This is a genomic window from Pseudomonas sp. St386 (assembly GCF_018325865.1).
GTDB lineage: Bacteria > Pseudomonadota > Gammaproteobacteria > Pseudomonadales > Pseudomonadaceae > Aquipseudomonas > Aquipseudomonas brassicacearum.
The window spans coordinates 6,331,183-6,347,854 of record NZ_AP021900.1 but is presented as its reverse complement, the minus strand read 5'-3'; the positions used below and the strand labels follow the sequence as shown (position 1 = coordinate 6,347,854).

At 62.6% G+C, this 16,672-nt stretch carries 12 protein-coding genes and 1 pseudogene; 3 read left to right on the top strand and 10 right to left on the bottom strand.

Features of this window, described 5'->3' with window-relative positions; genetic code table 11:
• The first annotated feature begins 5 nt into the window (after positions 1-5).
• Together KI235_RS28155 and KI235_RS28150 are read left to right on the top strand one after the other, a co-directional pair.
• Complete coding sequence (locus KI235_RS28155; protein ID WP_003206376.1) at positions 6-509, top strand: M48 family metallopeptidase; 504 nt, start codon at positions 6-8, stop codon at positions 507-509.
• 4 nt (positions 510-513) lie between these two features.
• Positions 514-810 (top strand): winged helix-turn-helix domain-containing protein, encoded by a 297-nt coding sequence (locus KI235_RS28150; protein WP_003206375.1) that lies wholly within the window; start codon positions 514-516, stop codon positions 808-810.
• Positions 811-917: 107 nt separating this feature from the next.
• Here KI235_RS28150 and KI235_RS28145 read toward each other — a convergent pair whose 3' ends face one another.
• The gene (locus KI235_RS28145) at positions 918-1,370 is read right to left on the bottom strand and encodes a GNAT family N-acetyltransferase (RefSeq protein ID WP_027912929.1); all 453 of its coding nucleotides are present in this window, start codon (positions 1,368-1,370) and stop codon (positions 918-920) included.
• 261 nt (positions 1,371-1,631) lie between these two features.
• On the opposite strand from KI235_RS28145, the gene KI235_RS28140 reads away from it, so the two are divergent.
• Positions 1,632-2,369, top strand: a complete 738-nt coding sequence (locus tag KI235_RS28140; RefSeq protein ID WP_003206372.1) for a transporter substrate-binding domain-containing protein — start codon at positions 1,632-1,634, stop codon at positions 2,367-2,369.
• Between the two features lie 63 nt (positions 2,370-2,432).
• On the opposite strand, the gene yccS is transcribed toward KI235_RS28140, so the two are convergent.
• The 9 genes and pseudogenes from yccS to betI all read right to left on the bottom strand — a co-directional run bounded on the left by yccS (position 2,433) and on the right by betI (position 16,363).
• Positions 2,433-4,616 (bottom strand): YccS family putative transporter, encoded by a 2,184-nt coding sequence (gene yccS, locus KI235_RS28135; RefSeq protein ID WP_003206370.1) that lies wholly within the window; start codon positions 4,614-4,616, stop codon positions 2,433-2,435.
• Between the two features lie 173 nt (positions 4,617-4,789).
• On the bottom strand, positions 4,790-5,968 hold the full coding sequence (locus KI235_RS28130; protein WP_027912930.1) for an NAD(P)/FAD-dependent oxidoreductase: 1,179 nt from the start codon (positions 5,966-5,968) through the stop codon (positions 4,790-4,792).
• 179 nt (positions 5,969-6,147) lie between these two features.
• On the bottom strand, positions 6,148-7,485 hold the full coding sequence (gene dbpA, locus KI235_RS28125; protein ID WP_230494465.1) for an ATP-dependent RNA helicase DbpA: 1,338 nt from the start codon (positions 7,483-7,485) through the stop codon (positions 6,148-6,150).
• 305 nt (positions 7,486-7,790) lie between these two features.
• Positions 7,791-9,218, bottom strand: a complete 1,428-nt coding sequence (gene mdtD / locus KI235_RS28120) for a multidrug transporter subunit MdtD (protein WP_003206367.1) — start codon at positions 9,216-9,218, stop codon at positions 7,791-7,793.
• A 109-nt stretch (positions 9,219-9,327) separates the two neighbouring features.
• Positions 9,328-10,665, bottom strand: coding sequence for a TldD/PmbA family protein (locus KI235_RS28115; protein WP_003206366.1), 1,338 nt, complete (start codon positions 10,663-10,665; stop codon positions 9,328-9,330).
• Position 10,666: 1 nt separating this feature from the next.
• On the bottom strand, positions 10,667-12,109 hold the full coding sequence (locus tag KI235_RS28110) for a TldD/PmbA family protein (protein WP_003206365.1): 1,443 nt from the start codon (positions 12,107-12,109) through the stop codon (positions 10,667-10,669).
• 231 nt (positions 12,110-12,340) lie between these two features.
• Positions 12,341-14,044 carry a choline dehydrogenase gene (gene betA / locus KI235_RS28105; RefSeq protein ID WP_027912932.1) on the bottom strand — a complete coding sequence of 568 codons (1,704 nt, stop codon included), beginning with the start codon at positions 14,042-14,044 and terminating at the stop codon, positions 12,341-12,343.
• A 147-nt stretch (positions 14,045-14,191) separates the two neighbouring features.
• Complete coding sequence (betB, locus tag KI235_RS28100; RefSeq protein WP_003206360.1) at positions 14,192-15,664, bottom strand: betaine-aldehyde dehydrogenase; 1,473 nt, start codon at positions 15,662-15,664, stop codon at positions 14,192-14,194.
• Between the two features lie 79 nt (positions 15,665-15,743).
• A pseudogene (gene betI / locus KI235_RS28095) lies at positions 15,744-16,363 on the bottom strand (transcriptional regulator BetI).
• Positions 16,364-16,672: the final 309 nt, after the last annotated feature.

The following is a 16,672-nucleotide window of genomic DNA, read 5'->3' as shown; positions in this document are numbered from 1 at the left end:
CCTTGATGACCGCGCTCAAATACCTCCAGGCCTACCCCGCCGCCCTGCAAGCCCAAGTGCAGCAATTGATCGCCCAGGACCGACTGGGCGATTACCTGCAACAGCGCTATCCGGGCCGACATCCGATCCAGAGCGACAAGGCTCTGTACGGTTATGCGCTGGACCTCAAGCAGCAGTACCTGCGTAACGCGCCAGCCATCGACAAGGTGCTGTTCGACAGTCGCCTGGACCTGACCCACCGCGCCCTCGGCCTGCATACCGCGGTGTCGCGGGTGCAGGGCGGCAAGCTCAAGGCCAAGAAGGAAATCCGCATCGCTGCGTTGTTCAAGGACGCGGCGCCCGAGTTCCTGAAGATGATCGTGGTGCACGAGTTGGCGCACTTCAAGGAGTCGGACCACAACAAGGCGTTCTACCAACTCTGCGAGCACATGCTGCCGGGGTATCACCAGTTGGAATTCGACCTGCGGGTGTACCTGACCTGGCGGGACCTGCAACCCCACAAGGAATGACCGAATGGATGTCAGCAAGACCAAGACCAGCTTCTACCGTCGCTTGTACGTGGCTTACCTGATCGACAGCGGTGTCGCCAGCAACGTCCCGGCCCTCACCGAGGCCACCGGCATGCCGCGGCGCACTGCCCAGGACACCATCGCCGCGCTGGCTGACCTGGATATCGTTTGTGAGTTCGAGCAAGAGGACGGCGCTCGCAACCATGCCGGGCGGTATCGGATTCGCGATTGGGGGGCGATCGATCGGGGGTGGATCGAGGGGAATTTGCCGCGGATCAAGGCGGTGCTTGAGTATCCCTGAATATTGGCTTTGCCTGGGCTGACGCTGTCGCGAGCAAGCTCGCTCCTACATTTGATCGTTGTTCACTGAAGATCCCTGTGGGAGCGAGCTTGCTCGCGATGGCGCCCTCAGGGCCGATGCATGCCGATGTGCGGAATCCCATCCTCCATATACTCCACACCCACCACTTCAAACCCGTACCGCCCGTAATACCCCTGCAAATGCGCCTGGGCCGACAATGAGATAGACGTACCGGGCCAATATTTCTCGGCCTGCTTGAGCGCCTGTTCCATCAACGTGTGGCCCAGCCCCTGGCCGCGCGCTTGCGGCGCGATGATCACGCGCCCGATCACCACGTCACTGTTTTGCGAGTGCGGGTCGAGCAGGCGCAGGTAGGCCATCAGGTGGTTGTCCTGCCAGGCCATCAAATGGCACGTGTCGCCTTCAAGGTCCAGGCCGTCAACATCCGGGTAGGCGCAGTTCTGCTCGACAACGAACACTTCGGCACGCAATTTGAGGATGGCATACAGCTGTTCCTTGCTCAGGTCACTGTGATGTTTACAGACCCACTCGATATCCATTTTTTTGAATTTCCTGAAGAACCTGATGCCGATATTAAGCGTGCTTGGCCCGGAAGTCTCTTTCTCGGTCGACCGGAAAATCTGTGATAAATACCAAAATGCCATCATTCCTCTGTCGCGGCGTTGTCGTCTTTGTGTAATCTTTGTGACAGCGCTGCGCAGCGGTTCCAATGAGCTAATGTTAGGACCGGGTGTCTGAGGATGCCTGTTGAGTTTCGGCTAAAAACAAACCGGGCTTTGAACCCGTCAAGGACGTTTGGCATGCCGCGATTGCATCGAGCTCTTGCATTGATCGGGTTGTTGTTACTGAGCTACGAGGCCTGCGCGCAAAAGCTGCGTCTGGTCGCCGATGGCTGGCCACCCTTTACCGACTCCACGTTGATCAATGGTGGCCTGGCGACCGATATCGTCAGCACGGCCCTGGCACGGGCCGGCTATGCCTCGGACTTCGAACAGGTGCCCTGGGCCCGGGCGATGCTGGGCATCGGCGAGGGCCGCTATGACGTGCTGGTCAACGCCTGGTACAGCGAGGAGCGCACTCACATCGGCCAGTTCTCGGCCGAGTATCTGCTCAACCGTGTGCGCTTCATCAAGCGCAAGGACGAAGCGATCCAGTTTGACAGCCTGCAACAGCTGCGTGCCTATCCCATCGCCGTGGTTCGCGGCTACGCCTATTCCAAGGACTTCGACGAAGACCCGCAAATGCAAAAAGTCCCGGTGCATAACTTCGCGATGGCGGTGCGCATGCTGGCTGCCGATCGCGTGAAGTTGACCCTGGAAGACGAGTACGTCGCCCGCTATTACCTGGCCCGCGAATCCGCCAAGGTGCGTAACGCCGTGGAATTTTTGCCCAAGGCATTGAGTGAAAACAGCCTGCACATCCTGGTCAGCTTGAAGAACCCGGAGCATGAGCAGATCGTGGCGGGGTTTGACCGGGAGATCGCGGCGATGAAGGCGGATGGGAGTTACGCGCGGTTATTGAAAGCTCACGGGATGTAGGGTGCCCGGGCTGGCCTCATCGCGAGCTTGCTCGCGATGGCGACAGTGTAAACACCACAGCCCTCAAGCCTCGCTGGTGTCCTTGACCAAATGCGCCGCCAAGGTTCGCAACGGACCGAGCTGACGGCAGATCAACCCCAACTGTGTCTGCACCAACCGCTGGCCTTCGTCGATCTCATCGGGCATCTGCTCAAGCTCATTGGCCAGGGCCTCCTCCTCGTCGCTTTGGACCACAATCGGCGTTTTACTCGCCAGGCCCTGGGCGATTTCGTCGATGCTCGTCGCCAGCTTCACCCCCGCGCCATCGATCAGTTGCTCGCGTACCTGCGCCGGCAGTTCGGTGCCCCGGTGGGCGCCCAGGCCCGACAGGTAGCTGAGCAGGGTGTGGGACAACACCAGGAAGCGGAACCCAACATCGGCTTCCTTACGGAAATGCCCCGGCTCCATCAGCATGTTGGCCAGCGTGGTGGACAACGCGGCATCGGCGTTGTGGGCGTTGCGTCGGGCCAGGCGATAGGCCAGGTCGTCGCTTTTGCCGGCGGCGTACTGCTGCATGATCTGCCGCAGGTAGATGCTGTTGCAGGTCAGCGTGTTGGCCAGCACCTTGTTCAGCCGTCGGCCCTGCCAGTCGGGCAGGAACAGGAAGACCGCAAGCCCGGCAATCAGGCTGCCGAGCAAGGTATCGAACAGCCGCGGCAACAGCAGCCCGTAGCCGTCGCCCACCTGGTTGAAGCAGAACAGCACCATGATGGTGATCGCCGCCGTCGCCAGGGTGTAGCGGGTCGTGCGGTTGGTAAAGAACACCACCCCGGCGGCAATGGCGAAGCTCGATTGCACCAGCGGGTTGGGAAACAGATCGAACAGCGCCCAGGCCACTGTCAGGCCGATGGCGGTGCCGATGATCCGCTGGCCGAGCTTGCGCCGGGTGGCGCCGTAGTTGGGTTGGCAGACGAACAGCGTGGTGAGGATGATCCAATAACCCTGGGACGGGTGGATCAGATGCACCATGGCGTAGCCCACGCTCAGTGCCAGGGGCAAGCGCAGGGCATGCCGGAACAGCAACGAAGTGGGCGTCAGCTGCGTGCGCAAGCGCAGCCAGACATCCTTGAGGTTGCGCGGCGAGCGGTCGAGCAGGCTGCTGTCGGTGGCGTCGGCCAGGGCGTCGGGGTTGCTGGCATCGCTGAGCAGGCGGTCCATGGTGGCAAGGTTCACCGACAGTGCCCGCAACGAACGCAGCAGGCCGCGCCAGGCCGGGTTGCTCTGGATACGCAGGTGTTCCAGGGACGCGTGCAGGTCGTTGAGGGCCTCGGCAAAGGTGGCGTCGTAGACGAACGGCTGGCGCAGTTGGATCGACTCGGCCAGTGCCTGGCAGGCCTTGCCTTGTTGACGCAGCAGGCGCTGGCAGCGGAACAGCACGTCGCTGTGGAAGAAGGCCTCGGCCAGGGCATTGTAGGGATAGTGAGAAGAGCTGGCGCGTTCGTGGATGTCCTGGGCCAGGAAGTACAGTTTCAGGTACCGGCTGACTTTCGAGCCGGGGCGGCCATTGCCCACGCGGTGCAGGATGATTTCCTTGGCACTGTTGAGCGCAGCGACCACCCGGCCGTTTTGCTGGGCCAGTTCCAGGCGGCGGGCTTCGACGTCCAGTTGGCGGATCGGCTCCAGGAGCGACGATTTGAGTTTCAGGTAGCGCCCCAGTTCGCGAAACAGCCGCGCCAGGCTTTGTTGCACCGGTTGGTTGGAAAACAACGCCTGCCACAACACCGACAGCAAGCCGTACCACGCGGCACCGGCGACCAGCAGCAGGGGTTCATGCCAGAAATCGTTGACTGCGCCGCCGCGCTGGTCCACGCCGATCATGGTGTAGACCGAAAGAATCAGCGTGCCCGAGGCGATGGCGCCATAGCGCTCACCCAGGGCGCCAAGCATGGTCAGGCCAAAGGCCGCCAGTGCCAGGGCGATGATGAACAGGATGGGGTAGGGGAACAGCAACTCCACCGACAACGCCGCGACGGTGAAGCACACCAGGGTCACGGCCAGCGCGTTGAGGCGGCCCTGCCAACTGTCGTCCGTCTCGGCCAGGGCGCTGGCGATGATGCCCAGGAACAAGGGAATCAGCAGCACCATTTCGTCCAGGTACCAGCACAGCCCCATGCTGCCGGTCAGGGCGATGAAGACCCGCACGCTATAACTGAACTTATCCAACGCCCAAAGGCGACGCAAAGACTGGCTAAACGAATTCGCTGACATGAAGTGCACGGGCCTGACGGGCAATGACGCTAAATTGAGGCAGTAATGACGCCGACGCAATGGCGGCGATCACATCTGACAGCAAAAAGTGTTCCGGGGTATACCCCGAACCCCTGTGGGAGCGAGCTTGCTCGCTCCCACAGGGTTATTGCCCGCATTCGAGTCGTGTCGGGTCAGACGTATTGCGCCGCCGCATACCCCGACGCCCACGCCCACTGGAAGTTGAACCCGCCCAGGTGCCCGGTGACGTCCAGCACTTCGCCGATGAAATACAGCCCGGGGCTTTTCAGCGATTCCATGGTCTTGGACGAGACTTCCCGAGTGTCGACGCCGCCCAGGGTGACTTCAGCGGTGCGGTAGCCTTCGGTGCCGGCGGGGACGACGTTCCAGCTCGCCAGTTTTTCGGCGATGTCTGCCAGCTCCGCATGGGTGTATTGCTTCATGGGTTTGGACACGAACCAGGTGTCCGCCAACAGGTTGGCCATTTTCCTGGTGAACAACTCGCCCAGCAACGTCTTGAGTTCGCTGTTGGGGCGTTCGGCCTGCTGCTGTTGCAGCCATTGCGGCACGTCGTGGTCGGGCAACAGGTTGATCTGCACCGTGTCCCCCGATTCCCAGAACGAGGAAATCTGCAGGATCGCCGGACCGCTCAGGCCGCGGTGGGTGAACAGGATGTTCTCGCGAAAGCTCTGGTCGTTGCAGCTCACCAGGCAATCCACCGACGTGCCCGAGAGTTCAGTACAGAGGGTCTTGAGCTGATCGGTGATGGTGAACGGCACCAGGCCGGCGCGGGTTGGCAGCAGTTCATGGCCAAACTGTTTTGCCACCTGATAGCCGAAACCGGTCGCCCCCAGGGTCGGGATCGACAGCCCGCCCGTGGCGATCACCAGGGACTGGCAGGCGAGGGCGCCGAGGGTGGTTTGCAGCAGGTAGCCGCTGTCGGTTCTTTCGATCTGCGTGATCGAGGTATCCAGGTGCAGGCTGACGCCGGCCTGGTCGCACTCATCCAACAGCAGGCCGAGGATGTCGCTGGACTTGTTATCGCAGAACAACTGGCCGAGCTTTTTCTCGTGATAGGGCACGCCGTGCTTGGCCACCAGGGCAATGAAATCCCACTGGGTGTAGCGGGCCAGGGCCGACTTGCAGAAGTGCGGGTTCTGCGAGAGGAAATTGCCTGGCTCGGTGTACATGTTGGTGAAATTGCAGCGCCCACCGCCCGACATGAGGATTTTCTTGCCGGCCTTGTTGGCGTGGTCCAGCAACATCACCTGCCGTCCGCGCGCGGCCGCGGTCAGCGCGCACATCAACCCCGCGGCGCCAGCGCCAATGATCACGACTTCGGTAGAGCGCAAAACGGTGTCCTCTCAGCTTTCCCACATAACTGAATGTGGGAGCGAGCTTTGTGGGAGCAAAGCTTGCTCGCGATCCAGGCGCTGCGGTCCTCAAGAGGCCGCGGCGTTTTCATCGCGGGCAAGCCTTGCTCCCACACAGCTCGCTCCCACAGTTTGATCTCTGTTCTTCAGGCGATCGGTTACAGGATCCGCACCCGCAACGAGCGGCCCTTGATCTTGCCATCGTTCAGGCGTTGCAGGGCCTGTTTGGCGATGCCGCGTTCCACTGCCACGTAGGCCTGGAAATCGAAGATCGCGATTTTGCCGACCTGGGTGCCGGGGATGCCGGCCTCGCCAGTCAGGGCGCCGAGGATGTCGCCGGGGCGGACTTTGTCCTTGCGCCCGGCACCGATGCACAGGGTGCTCATGGCCGGCAACAGCGGGCCACCACCTTGAGACTTGAGGTTGTCCAGTTGGTCCCAGCTCAGCGGCGACTTCTGCAGTTGCTCGATGGCCTGGGCGCGGTGGGCTTCGGATGGCGCCACCAGGCTGATGGCGATGCCTTTCTCCCCGGCGCGGCCAGTGCGGCCGACGCGGTGGATGTGGATTTCAGAGTCCCGGGCCAGTTCGACGTTGATCACCATGTCCAGGGCATCGATGTCCAGGCCGCGGGCCGCCACGTCGGTGGCCACCAGCACCGAGGTGCTGCGGTTGGCGAACATCGCCAGAACCTGGTCGCGGTCGCGCTGTTCCAGGTCACCGTGCAGGCCGACGGCCGAGATGCCCTTGGACGTCAGGTGATCGACGGTTTCCTGGACCTGCTGCTTGGTGAAGCAGAACGCCACGCAGGAGGCCGGGCGGAAATGCGCCAGGACCTTGACCACTGCGTCCATGCGTTCCTCGGGAGAGATCTCGTAGAAGCGCTGCTCGATCTGCGCGTCGGAGTGGAACGCCTCGGCCTTCACTTGCTGCGGGTTACGCATGAACTTGGACGACAGTTGCTTGATGCCCACCGGGTAGGTGGCGGAGAACAGCAGCGTCTGGCGGCGTTCCGGGGTCTGCTGGATGATGTCTTCGATGGCGTCGTAGAAACCCATGTCGAGCATGCGGTCGGCTTCGTCGAGGATCAGCGTGTTGAGGCCGTCCAGGACCAGCGAACCCTTGCGCAGGTGCTGCTGGATGCGTCCTGGCGTGCCGACGATGATGTGGGCGCCGTGTTCCAGGGAGGCGATCTGCGGGCCGAAGGACACACCGCCGCACAGGGTCAGGACCTTGATGTTGTCTTCGGCGCGGGCCAGGCGACGGATTTCCTTGGCGACCTGGTCGGCCAGCTCGCGGGTCGGGCACATCACCAGGGCCTGGCAGCCGAAGAAACGCGGGTTGATCGGGTTCAGCAGGCCGATGCCAAAGGCGGCGGTCTTGCCACTGCCGGTCTTGGCCTGGGCGATCAGGTCCATGCCCTTGAGGATCACCGGCAAGCTTTGCGCCTGGATCGGCGTCATCTGGGCATAACCGAGTGATTCGAGGTTAGCCAGCATGGCGGCGGACAGCGGCAAAGTATTAAAAGCGGTGGCAATGGTGGTCACGGGACTGGCCTGCAAAACAAAATGTCGCGCAGTGTAGCAGCCTCGTGCCACTTTCTTCGAAAGTTCTGGACGAGCTGTGAGGGCAGGGCCTGCCCTGGGGGGCTGGCAATTCCAGAAACTGTGGGAGCTGTGGAGCTGTGAAACTGTGGGAGCAAAGCTTGCTCGCGATGCAGGCGACGCATTTCCCCCAGGAAAACCGAGTCGCCTGTATCGCGGGCAAGCCTTGCTCCCACAAAATCTCCAAGCCACGAAGCGACTTAGTGTTCGATATGCTCATCCGGGCGTTTCACCCGTCGCCCGTCTTCGCGTGACAACTGGGAAAAAATCGTCGCCGCCAGCATCGCCATGATCCCCACCGTGACGAACGTCAGTTGGAACGCCCCCAGTACGGTCTCCACCCCATCGTTACCCACCTGGGCGGTAAAGCCGCCGAGCAGGGCGCCGGCGCAGGCCACGCCGAGGCTCAGGGACAGTTGCGCCACCACCGACAGCAGGCTGTTGCCGCTGCTGGCGCTGGCGTCGTCCAGGTCGATCAGGGTCACGGTGTTCATCGCGGTGAATTGCAGCGAGTTGATCGCCCCCAGCACCGCCAGTTGCGCCAGCAGCAGCCAGTACGGCGTCTGTTCACTGACCAGGCCCATGCTCGCCAGCATCAGGCCCAGGGCCAGGGTGTTGCCGGTCAGGACGATGCGATAGCCCAGGCGTTCGATCAGCGGCCGAGCCACGGACTTGGCGACCATGGCCGCCGCCGCCAGGGGCAGCATGCTCATCCCGGCCTGGGACGGTGAATAGCCCAGGGCGACTTGCAGCAGCAACGGCACCAGGAATGGCAGCGCACCGCTGCCCAGGCGCGCGAACAGGTTGCCAAGAATGCCCACGGCGAAGGTCCGGGTCTTGAACAGTGACGGCGGGAACAGCGCGTTCTCGACGTGCCCGGCCCGCAGCCAATAGGCCGCCAGGCAGGCCATGCCGCCGAACAGCAGCAACATCACGCGCAGGTGCGGCAGGTGCAGTTCACCCAGACCTTCCATGGCGATGGTGATCAGCACCATCGCCGCGCCGAACAGCAGGAACCCCAACCCATCGAACCGCGTGCGCTCGCTGCCCCGCAGGTCGGGGATGAACTTCCACACGGCATAACAGCCGAGCACGCCCACCGGCAGGTTGATGATGAAGATCCAGTGCCAGGTCAGGTACTCGACCATCCAGCCGCCCATGGTCGGCCCGATCAGTGGGCCGAGCAGGCCTGGGATGGTGATGAAGCCCATGATCCGCACCAGTTCCGAGCGCGGATACGCCCGCAGCACCACCAGCCTGCCCACCGGCAGCATCAGCGCTCCACCGAGGCCCTGGATGACCCGGGCGCCGATCAGCATGCTCAACGAACTGGACAAGGCGCACAGCAACGAGCCGAAGCTGAACAGCAGGATTGCCCCGAAGAAAATCTTCTTGGTGCCGAAGCGGTCGGCGATCCAGCCCGAGGCCGGGATCAGCAACGCCACGGTGAGCATGTAGGCAATGATCACGCCCTGCATGCGCAGCGGGTTTTCCGCCAGATCACCGGCCATGGCGGGCAGGGCCGTGTTGAGGATGGTCCCGTCCAGGGACTGCATGAAGAAGGCAATCGCCACCACCCACGGAAGCCAGCGGGCGGTGACGGCGTCGAGCGGTGCACGGTTGGGCATGGGACCTCTTGTTTGTGTTCGGGTGTCTGTTGGCTTCATCGCGGGCAAGCCTTGCTCCCACATGTACGGCGTACATCCTGTGGGAGCAAGGCTTGCCTGCGATGCTTTTTTACAGCGTCAAGGTCAACCGCTTGACCAGCGCCCCCGGCAGCAACATCGAGGCCGTGGCCCGCTGGCTGTAGGTGCTGGCCGAGAGCAGCAGTTCCCGCTCTCGGGTCAAGCCTTCGAGTTGCGAGCCGAGCAGGCTGTAGACGCTGTCGTCGAAGCGCATGGTACTGACCGGCGCTACGATCTGGCCGTTCTCGACCCAGAACGTGGCGAAGCGGGTCATGCCGGTCAGGCGGGCGGCCGGTTGGTCCGAGTAGTTCAGGTACCAGAGGTTGCTGATGTATAGCCCGGTGCCAAGTTGTTCGAGGATGTATTTGTGCTCCAGTTGCCCGCCCTGCATGTCCAGCGCCGTGGGGTATTCGTAGCTGCTGGCGCCGTTGGCGGTGAGGCCGTATTCGGCGGCGCTGCGGGAGTTGACCAACTGCGCATTGGCCGTGCCCTTGGCGATCAGCCCCAGGTCATCGCGGGGATAACCTTCGTCGGAAAACGCCGGGCTCAAGGAACCGCTGACCTGCTCGCTCAGCCACACGTTGGGGCTCAAGCTTGCTTCGTTGGCGTAGAACTTCTGTAACGGGCTCTGCTTGCTGGCAATCGCCCGGGCCGAGAACCCGCCCCAACTGAGCATGCCCATGATCTCTTCCAGGGCGGCCGGTGCCAGGTAGGCGCGGTATTCGCCGGGCGGCAACGTGCGCAGCGGCAGGCCGAGAAATGCCAGCTGCTCGCGGGCCTGCTCGAAGCGCCGGGCAAACCCTTCGCTGCTCCACGCATGCCCGGCATAGCTGGCTTTTACCGCCTGGCCGTTTTCATGGAACAGGCTGAAATCGAAGTTGAAGCTGTTGGCCTGATGCCAGCCGAACGCTCCCGACGAACTGGCGAAACCGCGGCTGATGGGCCCGGCTGCATAGAACCCCACCAGGTCCAGGCCTTCGGCGGCGCGGGTGATTTGCGCCACGACCTGCTCGGTGTCCGGCAGCGGATGGTCCTGCACGTTATGGCTCTGCCAGTGGTTGTGGTTGAGCAACAGGTATGGATCGCGGGGCAGCAGCGGCAAGGTTTCGCGCAGTTGTTGCAGGCCATCGGACAGGCGTTGCAGATCGGTCTCGGTGTCGCCGGACAAGGTGATCTGCAAGTCGGCGTGACGCCCGTCGTCGATCAATTTGAAACTGACATTGGCCTGCTGCACCTGCCCGGCCTGACGCACCTTGGCGTGGTTGAAACGCACGAAGGCCGAGGACTCGGCGGCGTAACCCAAGGTGAACTGTTCCTGCTCATGCAGGGCATCGCGCAGCCAGTCGACCAATACCTTGAATGCCTCGGCCTGATTATTGACGGTGCTCATATCAGGCATCCCCTCCAAACACATCAACGTTGCTGAACACACAGGCCGGCGACGCATGGCCGACACGGATGACCTGGTTCGGTTCGCCCTTGCCACAGTTCGGCGTGCCCAGGACCCGGGAGGTACTGGCATCGCCCACGGCGCGCAGGCTCTTCCAGAATTGTGCGGAAATGCCGCGGTAATTGGGGTTCTTCACCACGCCCTTGAGCTCGCCGTTCTCGATCAACTGGCCCCACTCGCAGCCGAACTGGAATTTGTTGCGGGCGTCGTCGATGGACCAGGAGCGGTTGGTGCGCATCAGCACGCCGCGCTCGGTGCCCTGGATCAGTTGTTCCAGCGTCTGGTCGCCGGGTTCGATGTTCAGGTTCGCCATGCGGTCGATGGGCGGACGATTCCAGCCGCAGGCGCGGCTGTTGGCGACACCGTCCAGGCCAGCCCGGAACTGTGACAGCGCGCCGCCCAGTGGACGCAGCAACAGGCCTTCACGAATCAGGAACTGCTTGCTGGCGGCGCTGCCGTCATCGTCATGGCTGTAGCTCGCCAGCTCCTCGGGAATGTTCGGGTCGAAGGTCACGTTCAACAGGCTGGAGCCGTATTGCAGGTGGCCGAAATCGCTGGCCTTGACGAAGCTGGTGCCGGCGTAATTGCGTTCGTCCCCGAGGATGCGGTCCAGTTCCAGCGGGTGACCGATGGATTCGTGGATCTGCAACATCATCTGGTCGGGCATCAGCAGCAGGTCGCGGGGGCCTTGCGGGGTGTTCGGTGCCAGCAGCAATTGCAGGGCCTGGTCGGCGATTTTCAGCCCGGCGCCGATCAGGCCGCTGCGGCTGATCACATCGAAGCCGCCTTGCTGGCCGAAGTTTTCCCGGCCCAGGGTGCGGGTCTGGCTGTCGTTGCCGTCGAAGGCGGTGACTTCCAGGGCCGGGTAGATGAAGCGTTGGGCCTGGCGCAGTTCAGCGCCGGCACTGTTGAGGTAGATCTGCTCGACCTGGGTCAGGCCGATGCTGGCTTGCCAGTTCACCAGGCGCTCGTCCTGAGGCACTGCGGCTGACTCGTCGCCGAGCAATTGGTAACAATCGCTCAGTGGCGGGAAGGCCTGGTCGAAATTCGGCGAGAAGTAATCGGCGCGGTCGCTGGACACCGCTTGCTCACGCAGGTCCAGCAGGGCATGGGGCTTGAGCCCGCGAGCATGTTTCTCGGCGCGTTCCAGTGCCGCTTGCAGGCCGGCCTGGGACAGGTCGTTGGTAGCGGCATACGCCTCGACCCCGTTGACCCGCACGGTGAGCATCGCCCCTTCATCACGGCCCAGACTGGGCGGTTCGGCGACATTCTTGCGCACCGACAGGTGCTGGCCGGACTCGCGCACGTAACGCAGGGAAAAGAATTCAGCGCCCGTGCGCAAGGCAGCAAAACGCTGCTTGAGCTGGGGGTGGAAGTCGAACATGGAACCTCCTTGTCTGGAGTGGCGGTGCAGCGAGGTGCGGCGCGTTGACGCGGCGGCTCTAGATTAGGCCTGGGCGGGGGAGGGATCAAGGCAGATAGGCATTTGGGGTGTCAGGGTGGACGCAATCGCGAGCAGGCTCGCTCCCACAGTGGAACTTTGGTGGGCACAAAATCTGCGTCCACCGCCAATCCCCTGTGGGGGTGAGCTTGCTCGCGATTGCGGTGCAGCGCCTTACTGGGCGGTAGGCCCCACTTCACGCATTGGCCTGCCACGCACCGGCGCATCGCCGGCCACGAAGTACGGTGCGGTGCTGCGTGGCAGAGGCTTGCGGCCGCGGATCTTGTCGGCGATTTTCTCTGCGATCATGATCGTCGGCGCGTTCAGGTTGCCGGTGGTGATGATCGGCATGATCGAGGCATCCACCACGCGCAACCCTTGCATGCCATGCACGCGGCCTTCGCCGTCCACCACCGCCATGTCGTCGGTGCCCATCTTGCACGAGCAGGACGGGTGGAACGCGGTTTCGGCATGCTCGCGAATGAACTGGTCCAACTGCTCGTCCGTCTGCACCTCGATGCCCGGGCTGATCTCGCGGCCACGGAACGGATCGAGCGCCGGCTGCTGCATGATCTCGCGGGTCAGGCGGATGCCATCGCGAAATTCCTGCCAGTCCTGCTCGGTCGCCATGTAGTTGAACAGGATGCTCGGGTACTGGCGTGGGTCCTTGGACTTGGCCTGGATCCGGCCGCGGCTTGGCGAGCGCATGGAACCCATGTGCGCCTGGAAACCGTGTTCCTTCACCCCGTTGCTGCCGTTGTAGTTAATCGCCACCGGCAGGAAGTGATACTGGATGTTCGGCCAATCGAATTCCGGACGGGTGCGGATGAAACCGCCAGCCTCGAACTGGTTGCTGGCGCCAATCCCGGTGCCGTTGAACAGCCACTCGGCACCGATGGCCGGCTGGTTGTACCAGAGCAGCGACGGATACAGGGAAACCGGTTGGGTGCAGGCGTATTGCAGGTACAGCTCCAAGTGATCCTGCAGGTTTTCACCGACGCCTGGCAGATCGTGAACCACCGGGATGTCGAGGCTTTCCAGCAGCTTGGCTGGGCCGACACCGGAACGCTGGAGGATCTGCGGCGAGGCGATGGCGCCGGAGCACAGCAGCACTTCCTTGCGCGCCCGGGCTTCGACGCGCTCTTCGGCGGCGCCCACCAGGTAACGTACGCCGACCGCGCGTTTGCCTTCGAAGATGATCTTGTCGGTCAGGGCGTGAGTGACGATGGTCAGGGTCGAGCGCTTCTTGGCGATGTCCAGGTAACCGCGTGCGGTACTGGCCCGGCGGCCATTGGGCGTGACGGTACGGTCCATCGGGCCGAAACCTTCCTGCTGGTAGCCATTGAGGTCTTCGGTACGCGGGTAACCGGCCTGTACGCCGGCTTCGACCATGGCGTGGAACAGCGGGTTGTTGCCGGCCTTGGGTGTGGTCACGCTGACCGGGCCGTCGCCTCCGTGGTAGTCGTTCGGGCCGATGTCGCGGGTTTCGGCTTTACGGAAATACGGCAGGCAATCGAGGTAGGTCCAGTCTTCCAGGCCCGGCAGCTTGGCCCAGTTGTCATAGTCCAGGGCGTTGCCGCGGATGTAGCACATGCCGTTGATCAGCGAAGAACCGCCCAGGCCCTTGCCGCGACCGCATTCCATGCGGCGGCCATCCATGTGTGGCTCCGGGTCGGTCTCGTAGGCCCAGTTGTAGCGCCGGCCTTGCAGCGGGAACGCCAGGGCGGCGGGCATTTGCGTGCGGAAGTCCAAGCGATAGTCCGGGCCGCCGGCTTCGAGCAGCAGGACGGTGACGCCTTCGTCTTCGGTCAGGCGGGTAGCCAGGGTGTTACCGGCCGAACCGGCACCGATGATGATGTAATCGAATGTTTGGGACATGAAATGCACCCTCTTCTGGAATTGGGTTCAGGGTTGGCGAGTGCTTTGCACTCGATCGCGAGCAAGCTCGCTCCCACAGGAGATCTCATCCCAATGTGGGAGCGAGCTTGCTCGCGATGGCGGCCTGGCCGGCGAAGCAATGCCAGATCAGAACACCGACGTGTAATCGCCCAACTCGACCTGTACCGATTTGATGCGTGTGAAGTTGTTCAGCGAGCTGATGCCGTTCTCCCGGCCCACGCCCGATTGCTTGTAGCCACCGACCGGCATTTCAGCGGCCGACTCACCCCAGGCGTTGATCCAGCAGATACCGGCTTCGAGCTGGTGGATCACACGGTGGGCGCGGTTCAGGTCGCGAGTGACGACGCCAGCGGCCAGGCCGAAGTCGGTGTCGTTGGCGCGGCGGATCACTTCTTCTTCGGTGTCATAGGTGAGGATGCTCATCACCGGGCCGAAGATTTCTTCACGCACAATGGTCATCTCGTCGGTGCAATCGGTGAACACGGTCGGGGCGACGAACGCGCCCTTGGCCAATTCGCCGTCGGTCAGGCGACTGCCGCCGCACAGCAGGCGAGCGCCTTCGGCTTTGCCTTTCTCGATGTAGCCCAGCACGCTTTCCATGTGGGCGAAGCTCACCAGTGGGCCGAAGTTGGTATTTTCGTCCTCAGGATTACCGATGCGGATGCGTGCCACGCGCTCGGCGATCTTGGCTTCGAAGGCGGCCTTGAGGTGGCTCGGCACGAACACGCGGGTGCCGTTGGTGCAGACCTGACCGGAGCTGTAAAAGTTGGCCATCATCGCGGTGTCGGCGGCGCGATCCAGGTCGGCGTCGTCGAAGATGATCAGCGGCGACTTGCCGCCCAGTTCCATGGTCACGTCCTTGAGCGAAGAGCTCGAGGCGCTGGCCATGACTTTCTTGCCGGTGTCGGTGCCGCCGGTGAAGGAGATTTTTTCGATGCGCGGGTGCTCGGTCAGCCAGGTGCCGACTTCACGGCCGCTGCCGGTCAGGACGTTGAACACACCTGCTGGAACGCCGGCTTCGGTGTAGATCTCGGCCAGTTTCAGGGTGGTCAGCGAGGTGACTTCGCTCGGTTTGAAGATCATCGCGTTACCGGCTGCCAGGGCCGGGGCGGATTTCCACAGGGCGATCTGGATCGGGTAGTTCCACGCGCCGATACCGGCCACTACGCCCAGGGGCTCGCGACGGGTATAGACGAATGAAGTGGTGCGCAGCGGAACCTGCTCGCCTTCGATGGCAGGCACCAGGCCGGCGTAGTATTCCAGCACGTCGGCGCCAGTGACGATGTCGACGTAGCGGGTTTCGGAGTAGGCCTTGCCGGTGTCCAGGGTTTCCAGGGCGGCCAACTCATCGTTGCGCTCGCGCAGGATGTCGACGGCGCGACGCAGGATGCGCGAACGCTGCATGGCGGTCATGGCGGCCCAGACTTTCTGGCCCTTTTCGGCGCTGACCACGGCGCGCTCGACGTCCTCGAACGTCGCACGCTGCACTTGGGCAAGGACTTCACCGTTGGCAGGGTTGATGGCTTCGAAAGTGGCGTCGCCGCTGGCATCGCTGTACGCGCCATCGATGTAGAGTTTTTGCAGTTCGAAACGGGCCATAAAGTCCTCGCAAGTGCATAAGTGGTTGGCTGACCACCGGGCGTGTCGTTTATAGCTGACTACGCGGTTCGGCGGCGGTTCAGGAGTCGAGCGGTTCTGTGTGCTCTGGTGCCCCTGCTTTGGCCAGTTGGAAATCCATGTATTCGTAAGCGATCTGGTGCGCCTGGGCGGTATCGAACGCGTCTCCCGACAGCGCTCCGCGCAGCCACAAACCGTCAATCAGCGCGGCCAGGCCCCTTGCTGCGCTGCGCGCCTGATCGACGGGCAACACGCGGCGGAACTGGCTACACAGGTTGGAATACAGACGGTGATCGTTGATCCGCTGCAACCTGTGCAAAGACGGGTGGTGCATGCTGGTGGCCCAGAAGGCCAGCCAGGTTTTCATTGCCGGACCATTGACCTGGCTGGCGTCGAAGTTGCCTTCGATGATCACCTTGAGGTGAGCCCGGGGCTTGTGTCCTCCAGCGCCTGGCGGCGTGCGGTGACGTTCTCGCTCAGGACAGTCATCAGGTACTGGGCCGTGGCCGCGATCAGGCCATTCTTGTCCTGAAAGTAGTGACTGATGATGCCGTTGGAGACACCGGCCAAACGGGCGATCAGCGCAATGCTGGCGTCCCCCATGCCGACTTGATCGACCGCTTGCAACGTGGCTTCGATCAGTTGTTGGCGGCGGATGGGTTGCATACCGACCTTGGGCATCTAGCACATCTCCTTAGGCCATCCGGCGCACGAATGTCGTCTGCCGGAACGAAAGCCAGTCTATTTTGTTTTGATTGAACGTTCAATCAACAAAAAATAAGTTCTATGACAAGTCGTCGCTATTTGCCGGGGCGAGGACTTTTGGGGATGTCTTTATAACACTCGTCGGTTGGCATGTAGGCCAAATGCGCTTGATCGCTGGAATGCTGTTGTGGCGAGGAGATTTGCATTCCAGGTCAAGCTAGTCAGCAGTTCAGAACCACCCAAACAAAAACGCCGCGTTCATCTCGCGGCGTTTTTGCTGGCGTT